This window comes from Rhodoferax sp. (assembly GCF_013297935.1).
In the GTDB taxonomy this organism is placed as follows: Bacteria; Pseudomonadota; Gammaproteobacteria; order Burkholderiales; family Burkholderiaceae_C; genus Allorhodoferax.
In genome coordinates, this window is sequence record NZ_JAAFIX010000002.1 from 428,495 (window position 1) to 453,201 (window position 24,707).

Consider the following 24,707-nt stretch of genomic DNA (forward strand, 5'->3'; position numbering starts at 1 on the left):
CCCAGCGAAGCCGTGATGCAGCCTGTGCGCGTCCATAACCAGTTCAGTGATGAAGCTGCGCAGGACTTGCGCGAACAGGAACTCGTGCTTTTCACTTTAGCGCTGCGCCCCGGCCTCCCGCGCGCAGAAGCGCGCCAGCTAGCCAGGGCAACATTGCAGCATGCTTTGCAACGCCATCTCGGACGCGAAGCCCATGCTATCTCGATCGAAACGGTGCCGGGCAATGCGCCAGTCGTTATGGTTGGAGGCCGACGAGTCCATGTGTCATTGAGCTATGAATCAGACAGGGCATTCATTGCCATCGACATGCACGGGCCCATCGGTATTGATGCGGCGGCTGTCGGGCACCAAGCAGAATGGTTTGAAGAATGCGTCGGGGTGGCCAATGAGTATTTGCCGCCCTCCATATCGCAAAAAATTAAAGCCTTGGCAGGCCTTGAGCGTGCCACTGCCTTTGCCGCAGCGTGGGCCCTGCACGAAGCTCGACTTAAATGCTTGGGCTTGCCACTCCAAGAATGGACCAATGAACTCGACACACAGTTGGCTGCGACGCGAGGGGGCTCCATCTGTGACCACGAAGGCTTCATGGCGGCCTATGCGCGGAAGGACAGAAAGAATTCGCAGATGGCAGGCTAAACTGCCTCCTTATGAGGTCTCCACGACGCATTTTTTGCATTTTTCTTGTTCCCATTTTTTTGGGAACCATGGGAATTGCCGCTTCGGGATCAGCAAATGACATTGATCTGCGGTCCCGCACACGCTCGGGCGAGAGTTTGCAGTCCAGTGCACTGCGACCCCAGGAACAGCTCCAACGCATTTTGGTGACGTTCAAAGACAATTCTGCGCCCCGGAGTTCACGTCAGGCACCGGTGGAGCAACGGATGAAGGAGCGCATGGCCTCTGCCGCGTCTGAAGCCAGCGCTGGCAAGGTCAAGGGGCTCTCTCACCTCCGAGCGGTTTCCGGCGACAGCCATGTGTACCTCACGGACAGGGCGCTGGACCGGTCCTCCATGCAGACCGTGATTCAAGCGCTCGCCAGTGATCCGGCGATTGAGAGCGTCTCTATAGATGAGCGCATGGTGCCTCATGCATTCAGCCCGGATGACACGGCCTACGTGAACAACACCCAGTGGCAACTGAAGGCCCCGACCACCGATTTAGGCGCCGCGAATTTCGCAGGAGCTTGGAATCGCGTGACCTCCGCATCCGTCGCCGTCAGTGGTGAGAATGTGGTCGTAGCGGTATTGGATTCCGGCTATCGACCGCATACAGATTTGGTCGCCAATCTTCTGACCGGATATGACTTTATTTCTGCAGACCCAGCGGGCACCTTCAGCAGCACGCTCGTTACCGCAAATGATGGCGACGGCAGAGACAACAGCGCTTTAGACCCAGGTGACGGAAACACCAACTCTGCCAATTGCGATCTCAGCAGCTCCAGTTGGCATGGCACGCGTGTGGCGGGTATAGTGAGCGCGGTGACAAACAATGCCAGTGGTATGGTGGGTGCAGCCTACAAAGCCAAGGTGCTGCCCGTCCGAGTGCTTGGGGTGTGTGGTGGCTATGTCTCAGACGTAGTCGATGCGATGCGCTGGGCCGCGGGCATTACGGTGAATGGCCTCACCAACGCCAATCCAGCCAAAGTAATCAACGTGAGCTTGGGCGGCAATGGCACTTGCGATTCACGATACCAATCGGCAATCAACGACCTACGCAACACGAAGAACGCGACGGTGATTGTCTCTACCGGAAACGAGTCGAGTAACTCCACCATCACTCAGCCTGCTAACTGCAAAAACGTGATTGCGGTAACCGCCCATCGCGCCGATGGAACCAGCCCCACTTTCGCCAACGTGGGGGCAGGCACCTCATTCAGTGCCCCGGGCGTCGGCATTTACAGCACCAGTAACTCGGGCGCGCAAGCTCCCGCGTCAGACACATTTGAAAGCGCGAATGGAACCAGTTTTTCTGCGCCCATGGTGAGTAGCGTGGCCGCCATGCTGTACCAGATCAAACCGGGTATCACACCTGACGAGGTCGCCTCCAGACTCATCAACAGCGTTCGCAGCTTTCCCGTCAGCACGTTCTGCAGCGGCAACTACCTGTGCGGAGCGGGTTTGCTGGATGCGGATGCCGCGGTAGCGCAGACCTTAGACAACGATGCGCCCTACGCCAACGCCTATGCGAGCCAGAGCAGTAATGTGGCGCGGGGCGTTTCCGTAACGTTAACGGGCGTGGCCGGTGCAGGCACCAGCGGGGCGGGCTTGGCAAGCGTACAGTGGACCCAAGTCTCGGGCCCGGCAGTCAGCATTTCCAACGCTGCTGGCAACGTTGCAACCATCCTCACCCCGGCAAGTTCCAACGACAACAACCTCGTTTTCCGCTTCAGGGCGACTACACAAACAAGCGCTGCAAAAACAGCAGACAGTTTCGTGACTGTCAGCATGGTCTCCGCGCCGGTTGCCGTGTCCAGCGGTGGCGGCGGTGGCGGCGGTGGCGGTGGCGGCGGTGGCAGTTTGGAGGGCCGCAGCCTATGGGCTTTGGCTGCGCTAGCCCTTTTGTCTGTGCTTATCAGACCTCGGGGACGCGCCCAGGTAAGCTAAGGCGGCAAGAAGCCCGCCAAGGGCTCCGGCCACATGCGCCGGATAGTAGACCGCAAAACCCCACACCGCAGGATTCGTTTTCAAGCCTAGCGCTAACAACAGTTTGATTGTCAGGCCTGCTAACAACGCAAACGCTATCCAAACGGCCACTCGCGATGTGCGGAAGTGCCGCATCACCATGAGCAAGGCTCCGCCAACAGCCCATCCGTGCAAGGCACCGGAAGCCCCGGCGTAGTAAGCGCAATCTGCGTCCCACACGAGGACCCAAGCGACACCCGACATCCCTCCAGCCATCGCAAGGGCTTGCTCTTGCCAGCGTAGCCATGGACGAAACAGGCTGCACAAAAGTACGGAACCTGTCAGGTTAGCCAAGGCATGCGCAAGATTGAAGTGAACCAGCTGCGCCGTGAGGGGCAGCCACCACTGCCCATCCAGAAATGCCTCGCGGTAGTAGATCAGCGCGGCCAAATCCATGGGCTGTGCCGCCTCGGGCGGGTCAGGCGATCCAGTCGAGCGCTTGCATGTAGTCGGGGTGCACCATGAGGTCGTCCCACGCCATCGCAGGGCTGGTGGGCAGCAGCGCGCGGCGGCGGGCTTCGCTGGCTTCCAGCGCCTGCCACTGGCCCTTGAGCTGGGCTTCGGTGAGGCCGTCAATCAGCGCATCCACCGCTTTGCCACCGCCCTCGGCATTGGCCATGGACTGGTTGCACAAGAGCACCAGATCGCAACCGGCGTTGAGGGCCACCAAGGCTGCCTCGGTGTAGCTCACGGTTTTGCCGTCTATCAGGCGGGCCCCGGCCATGGACAAATCGTCGCTGAAGATGGCGCCGGTGAAGCCCAGCTGCCCGCGCAGAATGTCGTTGAGCCACGTGCTGGAGAAGCCCGCAGGGCGGCTGTCTACCTTGGGGTAGATCACATGGGCGGGCATGACGCTGCTGGTCACGGTGTTGAGCCAACGGTAAGGCGCAGCATCGTCCGCCAGAATGGCTTTGAGGCTGCGCTTGTCCACCGGGATGTCGATGTGCGAGTCGGCTTTCACAAAGCCGTGGCCGGGGAAGTGCTTGCCGCAGTTGGCCATGCCACTTTTTTGCAGGCCGTGCATCAGGCTCTTGGCGAGCATGCTCACCACGCGCGGGTCGCGCGCAAACGCGCGGTCGCCGATGACGCTGCTTTCGCCGTAGTCGAGGTCGAGCACGGGCGTGAAGCTCATGTCCACCCCGCAGGCGCGGAGCTCGGCGCCCAATACGTAGCCGGTCGCCGTGGCGGCGTTGGTCGCATCCAGCGCGCCGGCTTTTTTAGCGGAGGTGGTGGGTACGATGTCGCGCATCCACATCTCGCCCAGTGCGCGCATGGGCGGCAGGTGGGTGAAACCATCGGTCTTGAAACGCTGCACCCGGCCGCCTTCGTGGTCCACGCAGATCAGCAAATCAGCGCGCACTTTTTTGATGTCGCGGCACAGCGCGGTCAGTTGCTCGCGGTTCTGCCAGTTGCGGGCAAACAAAATCATGCCGCCCACCAAGGGGTGCTTGAGGCGCTTGCGGTCCGTGGCAGTGAGGCTGGTGCCGGCGATATCGATGATGAGGGGGGCGTGGAATATCATGGTATTTGCTATCAATTCAGGAGCTACTTGCGCATATTTTACGAGGGCTAGCTGCCAATTTGGCTCTTATTTTCGCGGGTTTCGACCACGCAGAAGCTGGCGGCGTAGTCGGTTTCGTCAGTCACCGTAATGTGCGCCTGCAGCCCCTGGGCTTCAAACCAGGCTTTGAGTTCGCCATGCAGCACGATGACCGGTTTGCCGCTACGCTCATTGGCAATTTCGCACAGCTTCCAGGTCATGGGCATGCGCATGCCTAAGCCAATGGCTTTGCTGAACGCCTCTTTCGCGCTGAAGCGGGTGGCTAAGTAGCGCAAGCCCCGTTCGGGCCAGCGGGCGCTGCGGGTCTGCCAGGTCTTCAGCTCCGCATCCGACAAAACCTTGGCCGCGAAACGCTCGCCATGGCGCTCCACGCTGGCGCGGATGCGGCGCACATCGCAGATGTCGGTGCCGATGCCGTAGATCACCGTTTACCTCTATTGCCCGAGGCAGGCCAGATAGGCCTTGATGGTCTCGGCGTAGCCGAGCTCCAGAGCATCGGCAATCAGGGCGTGGCCGATGGAAACCTCTTGCAAGCCGGGCACCTGCTGCGCAAATGCAGCCAGGTTGTCGCGGTTCAAATCATGACCGGCATTCACGCCCAGGCCCGCATCCAGCGCGGCCTGTGCAGCCGCTGCAAAACGATCCAACTGCACTTGCTGGCCGGCAGTGCCCCACGCAGCTGCAAAGGGCTCAGTGTAGAGCTCAACACGATCGGCGCCCACGGCCTTGGCAGCCGCCATGGCGGCGGGCTCGGCATCCATAAAAAGGCTGACCCGCAAGTCCAAGGCATGTGCCTCCGCAATCAAGGGCTGCAAGCGAGCGGCATCGGCCGGAAACACCCAACCGTGGTCGCTGGTGAACTGCCCTTCCGAGTCCGGCACAAACGTAACCTGGTGCACCGGCAAGCCGCGTGCCCGCAGGTCGCGCACGCAGTCCATCAGGTTGTGAAAAGGGTTGCCCTCGACGTTGAACTCCCGGTCAGGCCAAGCCTTCAACAGGTCTGCCAGATCGAGCACGTCCTGCGCACGGATGTGCCTCGCATCCGGCCGCGGGTGCACGGTGATGCCGGCGGCGCCGGCCTGCAGGCACAAAGTCGCCGCACGGGTGACGCTGGGGATGCCCAGATGGCGGGTGTTGCGGACCAGCGCCACTTTGTTGAGGTTGACGGAGAGATGGGTTTTCATAGGCTTTGAATATCAATCATCATCTGCCGCGTGCGCAGCGTTTTAACGCCGCAATGGTAGTGCAGCAAGGCTCTCAGCTGAGGCTTGAGCTCGGACATGACCCCGGCACAGGTGCGCAACGTCGAGGTGAACGGAGTGTGGTCTGCCACGGCCTCCTGCAGCGCCAACCACTGGGCGCCCGACAAGCTGACACGGTCTTCCGGACCCGCTTGGCGCAGCCCACCTTCAGGAACCAGCACATAGGGCGCATCCGCCCGCAAGGGCGCGAGGGTCATGGTCTGGGCATCCAAAGGGGGCAGGTAGCCCACTTCCCGCAGCAAAAGCAATTCGAAGGTGCGCAGAGCGGCTTGGAGCACTTCGCCATGTTCGCTGGCAATCACGCGGACCACGTGGGCATAAATATCAAAAAGCTCGGCATGGGGATCGTCCCGCGCCAGCAGGGTGATCAGGAGCTCATTGAGGTAGTAACCCGAGAGCAGCGCGTCGCCTGTCGGCATGACATGGCCGCCCTGCCACTCCGCACTGCGCAGGGTGCGGATTTCTGCATCGCCACCAAAAGCCACATGCAGTGGCTGGAGCGGCAACAATATGGGGCGAAAGCTCGACGTGGGCTTTTTGGCGCCCTTGGCTACCAGCGCCACCCGGCCATAGTGGCGGGTGAACACCTCCAGAATCAGGCTGCTCTCGCTCCAGTCGTAGCGGTGCAACACAAACGCAGGCTCATCCGCAATCCGCTTGGTTGCCATGATTCGTCGGGGTGCGAGGGCTTAAGCCCCGCAAGCGCCGCGGGTGACCTTACTCATAACCGAAAGAACGGACGCGCGCCTCGTCGTCGGCCCAGCCGGAGCGCACCTTGACCCAGAGCTCCAGAAACACTTTGGCATCTGCCAGTTTTTCCAGCTCGACCCGGGTTTCCATGCCGATGCGCTTGATGCGTTCGCCTTTGTCACCGATCACCATGGCTTTGTGCCCATCGCGCTCCACCACGATGGTGGCTGCTATGCGCAGCAAACGCTTCTGGCCTTTTTTCTGGGGCGGCTCTTCTTCGAACTTGTCGATTACCACTGTCGAGGTGTAAGGGAGCTCGTCGCCGGTCAGGCGGAACAGCTTCTCGCGCACCAACTCACTGGCCAGAAACTTTTCGCTGCGGTCGGTCAACTCGTCTTCGGAGTACCACCACGCTTGTTCGGGCAAGAATTTTTCGCAAATACCCAGCAGGCGATCAATGTCCTTGGCATTCTTGGCCGAAAGAGGAATCATCTCGGTAAATTTGGCACGGGCTTGCATGGCTTGCAACCATGGCGCCAAGCCCGCACGTTCCTTCACGTTGTCGAGCTTGTTGGCCACCAGAACCACAGGGATTCCGTCACCCAAGAGCTTGAGCACCTTCTCATCGGCGGAGGTGAAGCTACCCGCCTCCACCACAAACAGCACCAAATCCACATCCGACACAGCGCCCTGCACCGCTTTGTTCAGGGACTTGTTGAGCGCGTTGCCGTGGATGGTCTGGAAACCGGGGGTATCCACAAACACAAACTGGGTCTGCCCCTCGGTGCGCATGCCGGTGATACGGTGACGGGTCGTCTGCGCCTTGCGGGACGTAATGCTGATCTTCTGGCCCACCAAAGCGTTGAGCAAGGTGGATTTACCTACGTTGGGCTTGCCCACAATCGCCACCAGACCGCAACGCTGGTCACCGCCATCGGCCCCCGGGCTGGCCAGTTTGGGCGTGCTCTTGAGCAGCCCCTGCAGCATCGCGTCCAGATCCTCCTGAACCTCGACGACCTCGGGTGCGGACTGAGCATCTTTTTGCCCCTTAGCCTTCTTGGAATCTGCGTTACCAGCTATATTTTTAGGAGCATTCATGATTTGACCTTTGCTTTAATCGTTTGCAGCATGGCTGCGGCTGCGGCTTGTTCTCCGGCACGGCGGGAACCACCGATGCCGCGTTCCGACAAGCGCAGTTCAGGCACCTCGCACTCCACGTCAAAACTTTGTTTGTGGGCGGCGCCTATCGTACCCACGACGGTGTAGACGGGCACCTTCATTTTGCGACCCTGCAACCACTCCTGCAACTCAGTCTTGGCATCCTTGCTGATGGCCTGCATTTGAGGATTGATCTCGACCGCCTCAAACAGCCGGTGCACCAGCGCCTGCGCAGTGTTGAAGCCAGCGTCCAAGTAAACCGCTCCGATGATGGCCTCCAGCGCATCCGCCAAAATGGAAGCCCGCTTGGGCCCGCCGGAGCGCATTTCGCCCTCGCCGAGTTTGAGTACGTCGGGCAAACCGAGCTTCAAGGCCAGCTCGTGCAGGGTCTCCTGACGAACCAGGTTGGCCCTCACGCGGGACAAGTCTCCCTCGGGCAGACACGCTAAGCGGGTGTAGAGTAAATCGGAGATTGCCAACCCCAAGACCGAGTCGCCAAGAAACTCAAGGCGCTCGTAGTGGTCAGCGGAGAAGCTGCGATGGGTCAATGCCCTCGACAGCAAAGAAACATTCGAAAACTGGTGCTGCAGCCGTTGCTGCAGCGCGGTCAAACCATCTGCCACTTATTTGGATCGTCCTGCGTATTTGAGGGTGAGGTAGGCGGGGCCGGCCAAGTGGATTTCCCGCTCGTAGGCAAAGGCCACCACGACTTTGTCGCCCACCTTGGTAACTTCCAGGTCTTTACCGGAAATGGACTTGATGGTGTCCACCTCAGCTTGCTTGTCAAACAAGGAGCGGACTTCCGCCACCGACTGCCCGGTTGAAGCCCGCTGTGCCGCCTTTTCAACGGCAAAGTACTCGATCACCGTGGGAAACGCCTGCGCGGCAATCACGCCGGACATGGCAAGAATGGCCCCCACAAACAAGAGACCGATGAACGAGATTCCGCGCTGTTGAGCTTTGCTTGGCATAGTGAATATTCCGGACGCTAGTTAATGAAACACTTAGTGGAATGCGCCAATACGCTTCAGATTGGTGAAATTCATCCACACAAAAAACGCTTTGCCGACAATGTTTTTATCAGGCACAAACCCCCAATAACGGGAGTCCAGCGAATTGTCGCGATTGTCACCCATCATGAAGTACTGGCCTTCAGGCACTTTGCACGTGACGCCTTCGACCGTGTAGCTGCAGTTTTCCATACCATCGAATTTCTCGATGCCCGCCACGAAGGCCGGGCGACGTGCGTCATTCAGCAAACGGTGGGGCTTTTCACCCAGCGTTTCTTCGAACTGCTTGAAATACTGGCTGGCGTCCTCGTCAAAGAAGTCGGGCAATGCATTGGTGTCGAGCGGTTTTCCATTGATCGTCAGGCGCTTATTCAAATACGCCACGGTGTCGCCCGGCACACCAACCACTCGCTTGATGTAGTCCAAGCTGGGCTTGGGCGGGTAGCGAAACACCATCACATCGCCGCGCTGGGGCTTGTTACCCTCGGTGATCTTGAGGTTGATCACTGGCAAGCGCACTCCGTAGGTGAATTTATTCACCAGGATCAGGTCGCCCACCAGCAACGTCGGGATCATGGAGCCCGAAGGAATCTTGAACGGCTCAAACAGAAACGAGCGCAGCAAGAACACCACAATGATCACCGGGAACAAACCGGCAGTCCAGTCCAGCCACCAGGGCTGCATCAAGAGCTTGACTTTGGCCTCTTGGATATCGCCATCCACTTGGGTAATACCCATTTGGGTGAGGCTTTCACGGCGCTTGATGTCTTGCGCCTCCAGCTCAGCGACCGCACGCTGCCGCTGGGGTAGAAAGTAAAAACGTTCTGCCAACCAATAGACACCGGTTACCACACTGGCCAGAAATAGGAGCAGCGCAAAGTTGCCATCGACCAAACCAAAATACCAGGACGCACCATAGCCCACAAAGGCTGCCAGTACTGCTGCTGTGAATGCTTGCATTAATCTTCCACTTGGAGAATGGCGAGGAAGGCTTCTTGCGGAACCTCCACAGAGCCGATTTGTTTCATGCGCTTTTTACCGGCTTTCTGTTTTTCGAGCAGTTTGCGTTTGCGGGAGATGTCGCCGCCGTAGCACTTAGCCAGCACGTTTTTGCGCAGGGCTTTGATTGTCTCACGCGCAATAATGTTCGCACCGATAGCGGCCTGGATCGCCACGTCGTACATCTGGCGGGAGATGATTTCGCGCATCTTCCCGACCACTGCGCGACCACGGTATGCCGACTGGCTGCGGTGAACAATGATGGACAGCGCGTCGACCTTCTCGCCGTTGAGCAAAATATCGACCTTCACGACATCCGACACGCGGAACTCTTTGAACTCGTAGTCCATGGACGCATAGCCACGGCTCACACTCTTGAGCTTGTCGAAGAAGTCGAGCACGATTTCGCCCAAAGGCATCTCGTAGGTCAGCACCACTTGTCGGCCTTTATAGGCCATGTTCATCTGAACACCACGCTTCTGGTTCGCCAGGGTCATGACCACACCCACATACTCCTGGGGCATGTACAGGTGCACGGTCACAATAGGCTCGCGAATCTCGGCGGTCTTGCCCACTTCGGGCATTTTCGAGGGGTTCTCGACCTTGATGACTTCGCCATCGTTCTTCATCACTTCGTACACCACGCTTGGTGCAGTCGTAATCAAATCCTGATCAAACTCGCGCTCCAAGCGTTCTTGCACAATTTCCATGTGCAACAAGCCCAAAAAGCCGCAGCGGAATCCGAAGCCGAGCGCCTGTGACACCTCAGGCTCGTAGTGCAGGGATGCATCGTTGAGTTTGAGTTTCTCCAGCGCGTCGCGCAACGAGTCATATTCGCTGGCTTCGGTGGGGTACAAGCCCGCAAACACCTGGGGTTGAATTTCCTTGAAGCCGGGCAAGGCTTCGGTGGCGGTAAAGGCTGCGCCGCCGGTGCCCTGTTTCACCAGGGTCACGGTGTCCCCCACCTTCGCGGCCTGCAGCTCTTTGATGCCAGCGATGATGTAGCCCACTTCACCCGCTTCCAGCGAGCTACGAGGTTGGTTGGCGGGGGTGAAGACACCCAGGTTGTCGGCGTTGTACATCGCGCCGGATGCCATCATCTTGATGCGCTCGCCCTTACCCAGACGACCATCAACCACGCGAACCAGCATCACCACGCCCACATAGGGGTCGAACCAGCTGTCGATGATCATCGCGCGCAAAGGTCCGTCAGGGTTGCCTTTGGGCGAAGGGATTTTGGCGACGATGGTTTCCAGAATGTCTTCAATGCCCAAGCCGGTTTTCGCTGAACAGGCAATCGCATCGCTGGCGTCGATGCCAATCACATCTTCAATTTCGCTCTTGGCGTTGTCGGGGTCTGCATTCGGCAAGTCGATCTTGTTGAGGACTGGCAGCACCTCAACATTCAGATCCAACGCGGTGTAGCAGTTGGCCACTGTTTGCGCCTCGACCCCTTGCGAAGCATCGACCACCAGCAGTGCGCCCTCGCACGCAGACAGCGAGCGGGAAACCTCGTACGAGAAGTCCACATGTCCGGGCGTATCAATCAGGTTCAGGTTGTAGACCTGCCCACTTTTGGCTTTGTACTGCAGAGCAGCAGTCTGGGCCTTGATGGTTATCCCACGCTCTTTCTCGATGTCCATCGAGTCCAGAACCTGAGCTTCCATTTCGCGGGCTTCGAGCCCGCCACAGTACTGAATCAAGCGGTCGGCCAGCGTTGACTTCCCGTGGTCAATGTGGGCAATGATCGAAAAATTTCGGATGTGATTCATCAACGACGCGCTTCAAGTAATTGAATTAAAAGGATCAGCCATGAAAAAAGGGCGCGTCATGGTGAGACGCGCCCCGAACCAACAATCTTTTGGCAACTGCGATAGTTGGACGTTCATTGTAGGCAAAAAGTCCAAAAAACACAGCCGAAAAAATCCGGTCCGGGGGTCGTTGCGACTTGGCAACATCAACCTTAATCACAAGTTATCCACAAGATTCAAACAAAACAACTGAACAACTTGTGAGAGAGCTGTGGAAGGCCTGTGGGGCAAACCTTTGCTTCCCACATCATGGATTATCGCAAGTCCTATATACCTGCTTTGATCCATACTCAGCCCGTATTCTAACCAACGCTTTAAAACAAGCGCTGAATTTAGGCACTGGCCTCCAAAGAGCCGAGACCCAAAATCTTCTTGTGAATGCTTTTGGGGCCCTGCAAACAACCCCATAGCCTGCTGTGCTTTAGGGTTGATCGGGTCAGCGTCCAGCGCGAATAACCGCGTATTGGGTCCAGTCGCCCCGACGGAACAAGACATTAAGAGCTTTGGTCTTGTCGTGCTTGGCGATCACCGCATCAAACTCCTTAAGGGTCAACACCTCCGAGTTCGCCACCTGCAAAACAATATCCCCTTCCCGCAGACCCGCGCGTGCGGCAGCGTCAGTCGCGGCTTCCACACGCACACCGCCCCGCACGCCGGCTTCTTTCTTCTGGGCCTCGGTCAAAGCCGATACCGTCAAACCATAGACTTGGGTGGAAAGCGATGTGGCAGGACGCTCCTCTTTAGCCGGCGCCTTGGCTACAGGTTTGTCTGCCTCAATTTCGGCAATTACCACCTGCAGTTCTTTGCTGCCGCCACGACGGAATACCGTCAAGCTGCTCTTGGTACCGGGCTTGGTTCCACCCACAATCCGGGGCAGGTCACTGGACTTTTCGATGACCTTGCCATCAAAACGCGTAATGATGTCCCCTGCTTCTACACCCGCTTTTTCAGCGGGCGAGCCGGACTCGACGCCTCTTACCAGTGCACCAGTCGGTTTGCCCAGACCGATGGATTCGGCAACTTCTTTGCTGACTTGATCAATCTGTACACCGATACGACCACGTGAAACCCGACCCGAGGCCCGCAATTGATCGCTCACCCGGACGGCTTCATCCATGGGAATCGAAAAGGAAATTCCCATAAAGCCACCGGAGCGTGAGTAAATCTGGCTGTTGATGCCCACGACCTCCCCGCGCATATTGATCAACGGGCCACCTGAGTTGCCGGGGTTGATCGCGACATCTGTCTGAATAAAGGGCAGAAAGTCACCGGTATCGCGCTGCTTGGCACTCACAATGCCCGCGGTGACGGTGTTTTCCAGGCCGAACGGCGAGCCGATGGCCATCACCCACTCCCCTACCCGCAGGCGATTGACATCGCCCACCTTGACGGCAGGAATCCCGGTGGCCTCAATTTTCACGACCGCAACGTCCGAGCGCTTGTCAGCACCGAGGATCTTGGCCTTGAATTCACGCTTGTCCGTGAGCGTGACAATGACTTCGTCTGCGCCTTCGACCACATGCGCATTGGTCATGATGACACCGTCGCTGGTCAAAATAAAGCCGGATCCGACCCCCCTGGGCTGCTCTTCTTCCTGCTGCTGCGGACGATTCTGCCGAGGGGCTTGTTTTGGAATGTTGGGAATCGGCAATCCGAAGCGTCGAAAGAACTCCAACATCTCTTCTTCGTTGGCACCACCACCCTGCGAACTGCGGGCTGCGACTTTCTCGAGGGTTCTGATGTTGACCACCGAGGGGCCGACCTGATCCACAAGATCCGTGAAGTCAGGGAGCGCACGAACCTGCGCACTCACCGTGGATACAGGAAGAAATGTGGCTGCCGTAGCAAACAACATGGCCGCAATACCCCAACGCCGAATTGAAAAGGTGTGATGTGTCATCTGCAACATGTCCTGAAAGAGAAGGAGATAGAGACTTATTTCTTGCGTTCAAGAGACTGGGCAAATACGGCAAGGGTGTTCGTTGGCACCTCGCCGACTGCCGTGATCCACCATGTACCCAGCTTGCGGGTTTGGGTCCGGGTGGCCCCGCCCAGTTCGGCGGCACCCACTTGAAGATGGCGGGTCGGGTCGAATCGCTCCACAAATAAGGAGACGGTTGCCAACCCGTCGGAAAACATCCACTGCATCGACGACTCGGTCTTGCCTGAAGCACCGGCCAGGAGCGCTACGGGACGGACATAACACCCTGCGGCCTTGAAACCCGGAACGCCTCCCGCCATGGCCCATCCTTGTGCAGCAGCGGTCGTTTTTTCCGTGGTGCGCCGCTCAATGCGGTAGCCATCGGTCTGACCCATCATCTGGTTCAGCTTGGAGGAGCTGACAGGAGCATCTAACTGCAGCTCCGAAAACGCAGACTGCTCCAGTGTTTTGCCATCAACGTCCAGCGTTTGTAACTGAATCACCAGGCCCGATTTTTTCTCACTCCACACCCGGTAGCCATAGCGCAGGTTATCTTTGGGCTGGATAAAAACCACATCCGTGTCCACCCCCGCCAGGCGCTCGGGTGGCATGGACTTCAGAAGATAAAACTCATCCAGCGCAACACCCTGCGACTTCAGAAGCCCCGGGAACAAACTAGTAGCCTCGCGGGTTTCTGCGATACCGACTTTCGCGGTCGGAAACAGCGTCAATACCTCTGAATTGCGACGGAACGTGGTCCTCGGAGTGCCACTGAGGGGCTCAATGCGCTCCAGTTGCTGCTCACCCTCGCACACATGCCAGATTTTGGCGCTAGCCATCTGCGTACCCGCGGACACGACGAAGGTGCCGGTGTAGGTGCGATGTTTCGATGCTTCATGCAAACGGGTGAGCCATGCACTCACCGAAGGTTCTTGCGCCGCCGCTGGCAGCGCAGCCATCACACACACAACGGTGGAGAGCGCCAGTCGCGCAACATTGGAAACTATTCGCCGCGTTGAAATCACCGGGCTGGCCTCTCATAGGTCGCATTGCGCAGAAAGCCGGATGGGCCTTGCCATGCAGAATGACCGCCCATTTGTTGATGGGCTGCCATCAGGGCATCTAGTTGGGGATCGCGCAGCATGACGCCGGCTTCAGTATTTGCGCCGGTCAAAACTGGCGGCACTTGGTTGGCGCTCAGCTCCATCTGCCCCGTGCCCGCACCGGGCCACAAAATAGCGCCCATCCCGCCCACGGCCAGCACTAGCGCGACAGACGCCAGACGGCGCGCCTTCCAGAATGAATCATTCGCAGGCACTGCCGCACGCGCAATCAAAGGCAATGCCTCCTTGCTAGCCGCCTCAACCGGCAGGCTTGATTCCAGCGCAAGCTGGCCTTGGAGCGCTTGCCAGAAGGCCAGATCGCCGGAAGCCCCGGAGACCGACTCACCCCGAGCCACTGCCGCCTGTGTGTGCAGCCCGGTCCACACGGCGTAGTGCTCAGGGTTGCGCTCCAGGGTGTCCAGCAAGGCACCGATGTCCGAAGGCTGCAGCTCACCGTCTGCCAGCGCAGACAGCTGCTCCTGAACGGAAGATTGATTGCGGTGAAGGCTATCCATAATGTTTACCAACGCTTGCCGGTTTGTTTATCCAAAAGTGGTTTCAATTTGGCCGAAATCGCCTCCCGGGCCCGGAATATGCGGGACCTTACGGTGCCTATCGGGCATGCCATGGCAAGCGAAATTTCTTCATAACTGAGCCCTTCTATTTCCCGCAGGACGACGGCTTGCCTGAGTTCTTCAGGCAAGGCCTCCATCGCAGTGTTCACCACGCCTGCAATTTCTTTGGCTGCGAGCACGGTTTCCGGGGTTTCATCACTGCTTGGTTCGTTTTGGCGCACAGAAGTTTCATCTTCTTCGTCACGCGCAAAGAAAGACTCCGAAATAGTCCGGTCCTTCTTCAACTCCAGGAGACTCTTCTTCGCCGTGTTGACGGCAATACGGTACAGCCACGTGTAGAACTGCGCGTCACCGCGGAATTGGTGGAGAGCCCGATACGCCCGAATGAAGGTCTCCTGGGTGATGTCCTCCACCAAGTCGACATCGCGCACCATGCGCCCGACAAGTCGCTGTATCCGCCTCTGATACTTCAGCACCAAGAGGCCGTACGCCCGCTGGTCTCCGGCGATGGTGCGTTGCACCAAAGGCCAATCTGCGTCTGGCGCTGACTCCAATAGATCCGTCATGAAAGCACCTGAACGCTGTGTGTCTCGGCTTGACTTGCATGTGAGCCGACCTCATCGGACCAAACTAAGGCACGCCTCATAGCTCGCCATTGTTCAGGTTGGGCAGTCCCCGCCTCCAGCCAGACCCCGAATTGTGGACCCGACTCAACCCGAACTTGGATCCACATACATTGCTGGAAGTCATATTGAATGCGCACGGCTTGAATGGACTGCGCACTGCCACTCCAGTGCCAGGCCTCGCCATCCCAGCGCAAGCTACCGGAAGGCATGCGGCGCCATGACAGCAGCAAGACGCTACTCAGCAGCAACCAAATGAGGGCTATGGCGCTGCTGCGCCATAAGGCCTGCTCGCTCCACACTGCGTGCAAAGGTGCCAAGGAAAACAAAAAAATCAGGCTGCCAAAAAAGCAGCCCAACCGGTTCGACCGCGAAACCTTGAGGCTTGCCGCTGGTGGTCGTTGCATGAAGCTTCAGTGCAGGCGCTATCGGAGTATCAAACGCGCTTGAACACCAAGGTTCCGTTGGTACCACCAAAGCCAAAATTGTTTTTCACCGCAACTTCAATCTTCATGTCCCGGGCCGTGTTGGCGCAGTAGTCCAAGTCGCACTCCGGGTCTTGGTTGAAGATGTTGATGGTGGGAGGACTCTTTTGATGGTGCAGCGCCAACACGGTGAACACCGACTCCAAGCCGCCTGCCCCCCCTAAGAGATGCCCTGTCATCGACTTGGTCGAGTTCACCACCACGCGCTTCGCGTGGTCGCCCAGCGCGGCCTTGATGGCATTGGTTTCATTCACATCGCCCAATGGGGTCGAAGTGCCGTGGGCATTCAGGTAATCCACCTGATCCGCGTTGACACCTGCATTGCGCATCGCACTGAGCATGGCACGGCGTGGGCCATCCATGTTGGGTGCTGTCATGTGACCTGCGTCTGCACTCATGCCAAAACCGGCCAACTCGGCATAAATTTTGGCGCCTCGGGCTTTGGCGTGTTCGTACTCTTCCAGCACCATGACACCGCCGCCTTCGCCCAGCACAAAGCCGTCACGGTCCTTGTCCCAAGGACGCGAGGCTGTTGCCGGATCGTCATTGCGGGTGCTGAGCGCGCGCATGGCGGCAAAGCCACCGATACCCAATGGAGAAACCGTAGCCTCTGAGCCTCCGGCAATCATGACATCGGCATCGCCGTACTCAATCATGCGCCCCGCCTCGCCGATGCAGTGCAGGCCCGTGGTGCACGCTGTCACGATCGCTATGTTCGGGCCCTTGAAGCCGTAGCGCATGGAGACGTGACCCGCAGTCATGTTGATGATGGAGGCGGGCACAAAAAATGGAGAAATACGTCGCGGGCCGCGGTTGGTGTACTCGGCGTGGGTGTTTTCAATCATCGGCAAGCCGCCGATTCCGGAGCCGATCACGCAGCCAATGCGGGTGGCCTCTTCGTCGTCCAGCGCGTCTCCGGTCTTCAGACCGGAGTCCACCACTGCCTGCATGGCCGCAGCGATGCCGTAGTGGATAAAAGTATCCATGGTGCGGGCTTCTTTGGAGCTGATGTAAGCCTCCAACTCGAAGTTACGCACTTCCCCGGCGATCTTGCAGGCAAAAGCAGACGCATCGAACTTGGAAATGACATCAATGCCGGACTTGCCGGCCAACAGATTGGACCAAGCCTCTGTCACCGTATTACCTACGGGACTGACACAACCTAAACCAGTGACAACAACGCGACGACGGGACATAGAAACCTGGATTTAACAGTTCGTCAAAGAAATACCGCCCGGGGGCGATACAGAGAATACTGGAAGGAACCGGCCGGACACCTTCAGGCGATCATCCTGCGGTTGCCGGCCGGGGGGTGCAATGCGCGTCAACGCATTGCGCAAGGCAATTACGCCTTTTTGTGGGTGTTCGCGTAGTCGATCGCGTTTTGCACGGTAGTGATCTTTTCTGCATCTTCGTCCGGGATTTCAATACCGAACTCATCTTCCAAAGCCATCACCAGTTCCACTGTGTCCAGAGAGTCAGCGCCCAGATCGGCCACAAAGGACTTTTCGCTGGTTACTTGAGACTCTTCCACGCCGAGTTGTTCAGCAATGATTTTTTTGACACGGACTTCGATATCGCTCATGGGTTCCCTCTAAGGGTTGTAAAAGAATCCGAGATTTTACCCGCCCTAGAGACAAGTCTCTAACCGGGTCGCCGTTCGGATAGATCGGCGGTGTTTTTCTTACATGTACATGCCACCGTTCACGTGCATTTCCTGCCCCGTGACGTAGCCCGCTTGCGGAGACGCAAGGTAGCACACCGCGTGTGCAATATCTGCGGGTTTCCCCAAGTGCCCCAACGGAATCTGTCCCAAGAGCGCTTTTTGCTGCTCTTCGGGCAAGCCTGCTGTCATGTCGGTTTCAATAAAGCCAGGCGCTACACAGTTGACTGTGATGTTGCGCGAGCCCAGCTCACGGGCCAGTGCACGGGTCATGCCGGCCACACCCGCCTTGGCGGCCGCGTAGTTGGCCTGCCCCGGGTTGCCGGACGCACCCACGACCGAAGTGATGCTGATGATGCGGCCGTAGCGCTGCTTCATCATGGTCCGCAACACCGAGCGGCTCATCCGGAACACGCCTTTGAGGTTGGTATCCACGACGGCATCCCAATCGTCGTCTTTCATGCGCATCGCCAAGGTGTCCCGCGTGATGCCAGCGTTATTCACCAGAATATGCAAACCACCCTGCTCCTTGACGATGGCATCCACCAGGGCTTCCGCAGCAGCCGCGTCATTCACATCCAACGTGCGTCCATCGCAACCGGGAAAAGCAGACAGTGCCTCGCGGATCTTGGCAGCCCCCGCATCGGAGGTGGCGGTGCCGACAACCTTCACACCCTTGCGGGCCAGTTCCAATGCGATGGAAGCCCCGATACCTCGGGACGCTCCGGTTACCAAGGCCACTTGGCCTTCTAATTTCATTTCACTCATGCCAACAGACCTTTCACTTCTTCCAATGTCACAGGATCAAACAAAGCGGCCCCGGTCATTTCCGCGTCAATTCGCTTGACCATGCCGGCCAGCACCTTGCCCGGCCCACACTCCACCAGTGTCGTAAAGCCCCGGGCTTTGAGCGCCTGCACGCACTCCACCCAGCGCACAGGACCGAACGCCTGACGGTATAGCGCATCACGGATGCGGTCAGCATCCATCTCCACGGCGACGTCGATGTTGTTGATCAGTGCAATCTGCGGGGTCGCGATCTCGATTTCCTCCAGGCGCGCCTTGAGCTTTTCGGCCGCCGGCTTCATCAGGCTGGAGTGAAAAGGTGCCGACACCGGCAGGAGCAACGCGCGCTTGGCGCCCGCCGCCTTCAAAATTTCACACGCCTTGTCCACCGCAGCCTTGCTCCCCGCGATGACCGTCTGACCGGCATCATTGAAGTTCACAGCTTCGACGACTTCAGACTCAAAACCGGCCATAGCCAGCGTAGCCTCTGCGCAGCCTGCTATTACTTTGCTAGCATCCATCCCTAAAACTGCAGCCATGGCACCCACACCCACGGGCACTGCTTCTTGCATAGCCTGAGCGCGCAATCGCACCAAAGGCGCGGCCTGGGCCAATGTCAGGGCACCCGCTGCAACCAGCGCGGAGTACTCGCCCAAGGAGTGGCCGGCCACCGCTTGTGGCGCCACTCCGGTTTCAGACATCCAGACGCGATAAGCCGCCACCGCAGCCACCAACATGACCGGTTGGGTGTTGGTCGTCAATGCCAACGCTTCTTTGGGGCCTTCGTGAATCAGCTTGGCAACATCTTCACCGAGCGCATCCGACGCCTCCTTCAAGGTTTCCAGCACGACGGGGTGCGCACCCCATGCATCCAGCATTCCCACCGATTGAGAGCCCTGGCCGGGAAATACAAAAGCAAATGGTTTCATAAGAAATTAGTAGTCAAATTGAGCCCTAGCCCGCAATCTGCTTGCGGGTAGTGCTACAAAGTCAGGAGCACTGCGCCCCAGGTAAAGCCGCCGCCAACGCCTTCGAGCATCAGGTTCTGACCCGGTTGGACCCGGCCCGCGCGGACGGCAGCGTCGAGCGCCAGGGGAATCGAGGCCGCAGAAGTGTTGCCATGCTGATCCACGGTCACCACCACCTTGTCCATCGGGAGCTTCAGCTTTCTGGCAGTGCTTTGCATGATGCGGATGTTGGCCTGGTGCGGGATCAACCAATCGATATCGGCTTCTGTCTTACCGGCTTTCGCCAAGGTAGCGCGAGCCGCGTCTTCGAGCACGCCCACGGCCAACTTGAAGACGGCCTGACCGTCCATCTTGAGCAAGGGGTCGCCCAAAATATGGCCATTGGACACATGGCCGGGCACGCACAGGATACCGACATGTTTGCCATCAGCATGCAAATCGCTGGCCAGAATGCCGGGCGTGTCTGACGCTTCGAGCACCACGGCACCGGCACCATCGCCAAACAGCACACAGGTGGTCCTGTCGGTGAAATCCAGCAAGCGGGAGAAAACTTCGGCGCCGACGACCAGAGCCTTATTTGCGCCACCGGTGCGGATCAAGGCATCTGCCACGGTCAACGCGTACACAAAGCCGCTGCAGACCGCTTGCACATCAAATGCAGCACCGCCGTTGGCACCCAGCTTGTTTTGCAAGATGCAGGCAGTCGACGGGAAAACCATATCGGGCGTGGAGGTCGCCACAATGATCAGGTCAATATCAGTCGCCTGCAAACCTGCCGAGGCCAAAGCGCTTTTGCAGGCTTCCAAGGCCAGATCGCTGCTGTAGACACCCTCATCCACAAAGTGGCGCGCACGGATTCCGGTGCGCTCGACGATCCACTCATCAGAAGTCTCGACCCCTTGGGCCGCCAACTGGGCGGCAAGATCTGCGTTGGTCAACCGGCGGGGCGGCACATAGCTACCGGTGCCAGTAATTCGGGAATAACGTGTCATGGGTGTTGTAGCGCGCACCCGTTCAGACTAAGCCTCTGCGTCAGCCGGCACGAGCAGCGGTGCAGCCTTGGCAATGCGAACCTGAACGCGGTCCAGCAAGTTGTTTCGGGCTGCATCATACGCGCGGTTCAACGCATTACCGAACGACAAACTGTCGGCAGAGCCGTGACTCTTGAACACCAGACCGCGCAAGCCCAGCAAGGCCGCGCCGTTGTAGCGACGATGATCAAACCGGCTTTTGAAGGCATTTAAGACCGAGTAAGCCGCAATAGCCGCCATTTTTGTCAATATATTGCGCGAGAACTCTGCCTTCAAAAAAGTCCCGAACATGGACGCCAAGCCTTCGCTGGTCTTGAGCGCCACGTTTCCGACAAAACCATCGCACACCACAATGGCGGCAGTGCCTTTGAAGATGTCGTTGCCTTCCACGTTGCCAATAAAGTTCAAATCGCCGGTTTTCGCAGCTGTTCGCAGCAATTCACCTGCTTTTTTGATGACTTCGTTGCCCTTGATCACTTCTTCGCCAATATTAAGCAGCCCGACAGAGGGTGACTCGTCACCGCTCAAAACTGACACCAACGCTGAACCCATCACGGCAAATTGCAACAGATGCTCCGCGGTGCAATCTACGTTCGCACCGAGGTCCAACACGGTGGTGGCGCCACCACGGGCATTCGGGATCTGGCCCGCAATGGCCGGACGCTCGATGCCATCAATGGTTTTCAGGAGATAGCGGGAAATTGCCATCAGCGCCCCGGTGTTGCCGGCGGACACTGCGGCCTGCGCGACACCCTCCTTCACCTGCTGAATCGCGACCCGCATGGACGAGTCTTTTTTCTTGCGCAAGGCGACCTCAAGGGCATCCTCCATCGTGACCACCTCGGTGGTGACCACTACGGTGGCGCGCGGGTGAGAGAAATCCTTCAGTGCGTCCGCCAAGCCCACCATCACCAAAGCGGCATCCGGATGGCGCTCCAGAAACTCGCGGCAGGCAGGGAGCGTCACCTCGGGGCCATGGTCTCCGCCCATGCAATCAACGGCAATCGTAATCATGCGCAAATCAATCCAACAACAATAGAGCGGGAATTATCCGGCCCCAAAATGACAAAAGCCCGTCGCTACAGAAACTGTAGCTTCGGGCTTTGCGGGATTCAGATGAATCAGGCTTCAGATTTAGTCTTCAGCACCTTGCGACCACGGTAGAAACCAGTGGGGCTGATGTGGTGACGCAAGTGGATTTCACCAGTGGTGGGTTCCACAGCGATGCCAGGCACATTCAGTGCGTTGTGCGAACGGTGCATACCGCGCTTGGAAGGGGACTTTTTGTTTTGTTGAACTGCCATGATCGGCTCCTGGGCAAAGGTGCTGCACAGGCGGCAACACGGTTGGGGTTAGTAAAAACGCGGCAGGTCTGGCGCGCGAAGCCTTAGATTATAGCCCAAACTCCGCGCGACTTCCAAACCCTACTTTTTGAGTTGCTGCAAAACCGCAAAAGGGTTCGGCTTTTCGGCAGGCGAGATGTCAAAGTCTGCGTCCACCGCTTCGAGTTTAACGGGCGCCGGGCATTCCTCGTGCTTGGGCACAGCGGGAATGGCCATCAACAGCTCATCCTCCACCAACTCCAGCAGGTTGAACTCCCGGCTCAGCACCAACACATCCTCCTCAGACTCTTCATCTTCCACTTCTGCGAGCGCTTCGCTGGCCACAAAACGGAAAGACCGCTCAAATTCAATCTCGGTCGCGACCGGTGTGAGGCAACGCTGGCAGGTCATGACCAGTGTAGTCGCGCCGGAGAGGTGAATCCAAGGCTCTAGCTGTCCTGCAGCATCTTCCTGCATCTCGCCTTCGGCGGAAAAGCTCACCTCGGCGGTATCAGCCGGCTCTAAGGACTCGCTGTGCAAACGCTCCATCTCGGCCAAGGGCACGCTGCCACTCAATTCGCCGTCGGCTTGCGCAAACGCTTTGACAGGCAGGCTGCGGGGTACGTATTCATGTTTCATGCGCGCAGTGTAAGAGAATCCCCCCATGCACAGCACCCCACAAAGAAAACTCATACTCGGCTCCACCTCGGTCTACCGGCGGGAGCTTCTCGAGCGGCTACGCCTGCCTTTCACGGTCTCCGCACCCCATGTAGATGAAACACCGCAGCCCGGCGAGGCCCCTGCCGCACTTGCACGACGGCTGGCGCTCGCCAAAGCTGTTGCAGTGGCGGAGCAGCACCCTGACTGCATCGTGATCGGCTCGGACCAAGTTGCTGACCTGAATGGCCAACCCCTGGGAAAGCCCGGCACCCACGAGCGGGCCGTGGCGCAGCTGAGGGCTATGCGGGGTCAGACGGTGATTTTCCAGACGGCTGTTGCGGTGGTTTGCAAAGCCAGCGGTTTTGCGCAAGAGGATCTGGCTCCAGTGCGGGTGCAGTTCAGAGACCTGAGCGATGCTGAAATTGAAAGCTACCTCCGTGCAGAGACCCCCTATGACTGCGCCGGCAGCGCCAAGAGCGAGGGCTTGGGGATCAGCCTGCTCGACGCCATTGACAACGACGACCCCACAGCACTCGTGGGCCTGCCGCTGATACGCACTTGCCGCATGCTGCGCAACGCAGGCCTCAACCTTTGGGAATCCGCCGTATGACTGGAACCTTGTATTTAGTCCCGGCCCCGCTAGATTTCGGCTGTGCCAGCCAAAGCCCCCTGTCCGACAGCATGCCCCAGCAGACACTGCAGCGGGCTGCCGGCTTGCGCCACTGGATTTGCGAAAACGCAAAAAGCACCCGCGCCTACCTCAAGCGCGTCGGGGAATCGCACCCCTTGATCACCACACTCCAAGACATGCAGCTCCAGGAGCTACCCCGCGAGGTTCACAAAAAAGGCGACCACTTTGGAGGCTTCGACGCCAAGCCTTTATTGGCCGCGGCACTGCAGGGCCATGATGTCGGCTTGGTCAGCGAAGCGGGCATGCCCGCCATTGCCGACCCCGGCTCCTCCGTCGTTCGTGCTGCCCATGAGTTGGGTATTCCGGTCGTCCCGCTGGTGGGGCCGGTATCACTCCTGCTGGCCTTGGCCGCCAGCGGCCTGAACGGCCAGAACTTTGCGTTTGTGGGCTATGTGCCCGCCGAACCTTCGGAGCGGGTGAAGCGCATCAAAGAACTAGAGTCTTTGGCGCTCAAGACCGGTCAGACCCAGATTTTTATTGAAACGCCGTACCGCAACCAGGCACTACTACAGAGCTTGGTGCAAACCCTGCAAGCCAACACCCGCCTGGCCACCTCCAGCGGTCTGACGCTGGAAACTGCCTGCACCCACAGCCAACTCGTCAAACTCTGGAAACAAAAAGGGTGGACCTTGGACAACGCCACCCCGACCGTATTCGCTTTGGGCCGATAAGCAGAAACCTAGTGGAGCGCGGGAAGTGAGCGCAAGGCTTTGACGGCACCGTCGCCGATTGATGCGCCGAATCGCTTGACTAGGCGCTCCGCCACGTTTTCTTTGCGTGTGTAGTCCACAATCTCTTCGGCCTTCACCACTTCGCGCGCCACGTAATCGATATTGCCCAGCTTGTCGGCTAAGCCCAGGTCAATCGCCTGCTGGCCCGTCCAGAACAAACCACTGAACATCTCGGGCGTGTCTTTCAGGCGCTTGCCCCGCCCCTCTTTCACCACTGCAATGAACTGCTGGTGGATCTGGTCTAGCATGGCTTGGGCAAAAGCCCGTTGCTTTTCAGTCTGCGGGCTGAACGGATCGAGAAATCCCTTGTTTTCTCCCGCTGTCATCAAACGCCGCTCGACCCCGAGCTTGTCCATGAGCCCGGTGAATCCGAAGCCATCCATCAACACCCCGATGCTGCCGACGATGCTGGCCTTGTCCACAAAAATCTCGTCGGCGGCCACCGCGATGTAGTAGGCCGCAGAGGCGCAGGTTTCTTCTACCACGGCGTACACCGGTTTGTTGTGCAGCGCCTTGAGGCGGCGGATTTCATCATTGATGATGCCCGCCTGCACCGGGCTGCCACCGGGGGAGTTGATCAGTAAAACCACCGCTTTGGCACCTTGGTCTTGAAACGCCGACCGCATAGACGCCACCACCACTTCAGCACTGGCCTCGTTGCCGGAGGCAATCTCCCCTTGGATACTCACCACCGCCGTGTGGGGGGTCGCGATATCGGCCGGCGCACCGCTCTGCTGCAAGCCCATCCACACCACCGCCGACAAAAACACCAGCCAGGCGATCCGGATGCCGTTTCGCCAGCGGCGGGCGCTGCGCTGCTCGACCAGTGTCGCCGTAGCCAGCTTTTCCAAGGTCGCACGCTCCCAGCCGGCGTCAGCCTTCGGCGCTGCGCTTGCTATCTTTTCAGGAGCTGCTTGCGCAGACTCCGTGCCGGCTAGAGGCGTATTTTTATCTTCAGACACTTCTGTCGACATAT

General features: G+C 58.5%; 27 protein-coding genes. 4 read left to right on the forward strand and 23 right to left on the reverse strand.

Features of this window, described 5'->3' with window-relative positions:
• Positions 1 to 15: 15 nt before the first annotated feature.
• Positions 16 to 636: a 4'-phosphopantetheinyl transferase superfamily protein gene (locus QZW03_RS05280; RefSeq protein ID WP_296508976.1), complete on the forward strand. Its 621-nt coding sequence runs from the start codon at positions 16 to 18 to the stop codon at positions 634 to 636.
• Between the two features lie 245 nt (positions 637 to 881).
• The gene (locus QZW03_RS05285; protein ID WP_296508919.1) at positions 882 to 2,603 is read left to right on the forward strand and encodes a S8 family serine peptidase; all 1,722 of its coding nucleotides are present in this window, start codon (positions 882 to 884) and stop codon (positions 2,601 to 2,603) included.
• Here the strand turns inward: QZW03_RS05285 and QZW03_RS05290 are convergent.
• The 22 genes from QZW03_RS05290 to QZW03_RS05395 all read right to left on the reverse strand — a co-directional run bounded on the left by QZW03_RS05290 (position 2,550) and on the right by QZW03_RS05395 (position 22,288).
• A complete protein-coding gene (locus QZW03_RS05290) occupies positions 2,550 to 3,077 on the reverse strand; it encodes a rhomboid family intramembrane serine protease (protein WP_296508920.1) in 528 nt (175 codons plus the stop codon). The two genes, QZW03_RS05285 and QZW03_RS05290, sit on opposite strands and share 54 nt — an antisense overlap.
• Positions 3,078 to 3,099: 22 nt before the next feature.
• Positions 3,100 to 4,203, reverse strand: coding sequence for a beta-N-acetylhexosaminidase (gene nagZ / locus QZW03_RS05295; RefSeq protein WP_296508921.1), 1,104 nt, complete (start codon positions 4,201 to 4,203; stop codon positions 3,100 to 3,102).
• A 47-nt stretch (positions 4,204 to 4,250) separates the two neighbouring features.
• Positions 4,251 to 4,667: a holo-ACP synthase gene (acpS, locus tag QZW03_RS05300; protein WP_296508922.1), complete on the reverse strand. Its 417-nt coding sequence runs from the start codon at positions 4,665 to 4,667 to the stop codon at positions 4,251 to 4,253.
• Positions 4,668 to 4,676: 9 nt separating this feature from the next.
• Complete coding sequence (locus QZW03_RS05305) at positions 4,677 to 5,426, reverse strand: pyridoxine 5'-phosphate synthase (RefSeq protein WP_296508923.1); 750 nt, start codon at positions 5,424 to 5,426, stop codon at positions 4,677 to 4,679.
• The gene (gene recO / locus QZW03_RS05310; protein ID WP_296508924.1) at positions 5,423 to 6,172 is read right to left on the reverse strand and encodes a DNA repair protein RecO; all 750 of its coding nucleotides are present in this window, start codon (positions 6,170 to 6,172) and stop codon (positions 5,423 to 5,425) included. Before recO ends, QZW03_RS05305 begins: the two co-directional genes overlap by 4 nt.
• A 49-nt stretch (positions 6,173 to 6,221) precedes the next feature.
• A complete protein-coding gene (era, locus tag QZW03_RS05315; RefSeq protein WP_296508925.1) occupies positions 6,222 to 7,292 on the reverse strand; it encodes a GTPase Era in 1,071 nt (356 codons plus the stop codon).
• Positions 7,289 to 7,975 (reverse strand): ribonuclease III, encoded by a 687-nt coding sequence (gene rnc / locus QZW03_RS05320; protein ID WP_296508926.1) that lies wholly within the window; start codon positions 7,973 to 7,975, stop codon positions 7,289 to 7,291. Before rnc ends, era begins: the two co-directional genes overlap by 4 nt.
• Positions 7,976 to 8,323 carry a DUF4845 domain-containing protein gene (locus QZW03_RS05325; protein WP_296508927.1) on the reverse strand — a complete coding sequence of 116 codons (348 nt, stop codon included), beginning with the start codon at positions 8,321 to 8,323 and terminating at the stop codon, positions 7,976 to 7,978.
• A 33-nt stretch (positions 8,324 to 8,356) separates the two neighbouring features.
• On the reverse strand, positions 8,357 to 9,322 hold the full coding sequence (gene lepB / locus QZW03_RS05330) for a signal peptidase I (protein WP_296508928.1): 966 nt from the start codon (positions 9,320 to 9,322) through the stop codon (positions 8,357 to 8,359).
• Positions 9,322 to 11,133: a translation elongation factor 4 gene (gene lepA, locus QZW03_RS05335; RefSeq protein WP_296508929.1), complete on the reverse strand. Its 1,812-nt coding sequence runs from the start codon at positions 11,131 to 11,133 to the stop codon at positions 9,322 to 9,324. The genes lepB and lepA overlap by 1 nt, the downstream gene beginning before the upstream one ends.
• 475 nt (positions 11,134 to 11,608) lie before the next feature.
• On the reverse strand, positions 11,609 to 13,027 hold the full coding sequence (locus tag QZW03_RS05340) for a Do family serine endopeptidase (protein ID WP_296508977.1): 1,419 nt from the start codon (positions 13,025 to 13,027) through the stop codon (positions 11,609 to 11,611).
• An 80-nt stretch (positions 13,028 to 13,107) separates the two neighbouring features.
• A complete protein-coding gene (locus QZW03_RS05345) occupies positions 13,108 to 14,052 on the reverse strand; it encodes a MucB/RseB C-terminal domain-containing protein (protein WP_296508930.1) in 945 nt (314 codons plus the stop codon).
• A 62-nt stretch (positions 14,053 to 14,114) separates the two neighbouring features.
• Positions 14,115 to 14,711, reverse strand: coding sequence for an RseA family anti-sigma factor (locus QZW03_RS05350; protein ID WP_296508931.1), 597 nt, complete (start codon positions 14,709 to 14,711; stop codon positions 14,115 to 14,117).
• A gap of 5 nt (positions 14,712 to 14,716) precedes the next feature.
• Entirely contained in the window at positions 14,717 to 15,337 is a 621-nt protein-coding gene (rpoE, locus tag QZW03_RS05355; RefSeq protein ID WP_296508932.1) for an RNA polymerase sigma factor RpoE, read from the reverse strand.
• Between the two features lie 493 nt (positions 15,338 to 15,830).
• Positions 15,831 to 17,075 (reverse strand): beta-ketoacyl-ACP synthase II, encoded by a 1,245-nt coding sequence (gene fabF, locus QZW03_RS05360; RefSeq protein ID WP_296508933.1) that lies wholly within the window; start codon positions 17,073 to 17,075, stop codon positions 15,831 to 15,833.
• A 149-nt stretch (positions 17,076 to 17,224) separates the two neighbouring features.
• Positions 17,225 to 17,464, reverse strand: coding sequence for an acyl carrier protein (acpP, locus tag QZW03_RS05365; protein WP_296508934.1), 240 nt, complete (start codon positions 17,462 to 17,464; stop codon positions 17,225 to 17,227).
• A 99-nt stretch (positions 17,465 to 17,563) separates the two neighbouring features.
• Entirely contained in the window at positions 17,564 to 18,310 is a 747-nt protein-coding gene (gene fabG, locus QZW03_RS05370) for a 3-oxoacyl-ACP reductase FabG (protein WP_296508935.1), read from the reverse strand.
• Positions 18,307 to 19,257 carry an ACP S-malonyltransferase gene (fabD, locus tag QZW03_RS05375; RefSeq protein ID WP_296508936.1) on the reverse strand — a complete coding sequence of 317 codons (951 nt, stop codon included), beginning with the start codon at positions 19,255 to 19,257 and terminating at the stop codon, positions 18,307 to 18,309. Before fabD ends, fabG begins: the two co-directional genes overlap by 4 nt.
• A 53-nt stretch (positions 19,258 to 19,310) precedes the next feature.
• Positions 19,311 to 20,288 carry a beta-ketoacyl-ACP synthase III gene (locus QZW03_RS05380; protein WP_296508937.1) on the reverse strand — a complete coding sequence of 326 codons (978 nt, stop codon included), beginning with the start codon at positions 20,286 to 20,288 and terminating at the stop codon, positions 19,311 to 19,313.
• A gap of 27 nt (positions 20,289 to 20,315) precedes the next feature.
• Entirely contained in the window at positions 20,316 to 21,341 is a 1,026-nt protein-coding gene (gene plsX, locus QZW03_RS05385) for a phosphate acyltransferase PlsX (RefSeq protein ID WP_296508938.1), read from the reverse strand.
• 107 nt (positions 21,342 to 21,448) lie between these two features.
• Positions 21,449 to 21,631: a 50S ribosomal protein L32 gene (gene rpmF / locus QZW03_RS05390; protein ID WP_293662562.1), complete on the reverse strand. Its 183-nt coding sequence runs from the start codon at positions 21,629 to 21,631 to the stop codon at positions 21,449 to 21,451.
• A 120-nt stretch (positions 21,632 to 21,751) separates the two neighbouring features.
• Positions 21,752 to 22,288, reverse strand: a complete 537-nt coding sequence (locus tag QZW03_RS05395) for a YceD family protein (RefSeq protein ID WP_296508939.1) — start codon at positions 22,286 to 22,288, stop codon at positions 21,752 to 21,754.
• Positions 22,289 to 22,313: 25 nt separating this feature from the next.
• Here QZW03_RS05395 and QZW03_RS05400 point away from each other — a divergent pair, with 25 nt between their 5' ends.
• Both QZW03_RS05400 and QZW03_RS05405 read left to right on the forward strand, forming a co-directional pair.
• Positions 22,314 to 22,919 (forward strand): Maf family nucleotide pyrophosphatase, encoded by a 606-nt coding sequence (locus QZW03_RS05400; protein WP_296508940.1) that lies wholly within the window; start codon positions 22,314 to 22,316, stop codon positions 22,917 to 22,919.
• On the forward strand, positions 22,916 to 23,671 hold the full coding sequence (locus QZW03_RS05405; RefSeq protein ID WP_296508941.1) for an SAM-dependent methyltransferase: 756 nt from the start codon (positions 22,916 to 22,918) through the stop codon (positions 23,669 to 23,671). The genes QZW03_RS05400 and QZW03_RS05405 overlap by 4 nt, the downstream gene beginning before the upstream one ends.
• 8 nt (positions 23,672 to 23,679) lie before the next feature.
• Here QZW03_RS05405 and QZW03_RS05410 read toward each other — a convergent pair whose 3' ends face one another.
• Positions 23,680 to 24,705, reverse strand: a complete 1,026-nt coding sequence (locus QZW03_RS05410) for a S49 family peptidase (RefSeq protein WP_296508978.1) — start codon at positions 24,703 to 24,705, stop codon at positions 23,680 to 23,682.
• Between the last annotated feature and the right edge of the window lie 2 nt (positions 24,706 to 24,707).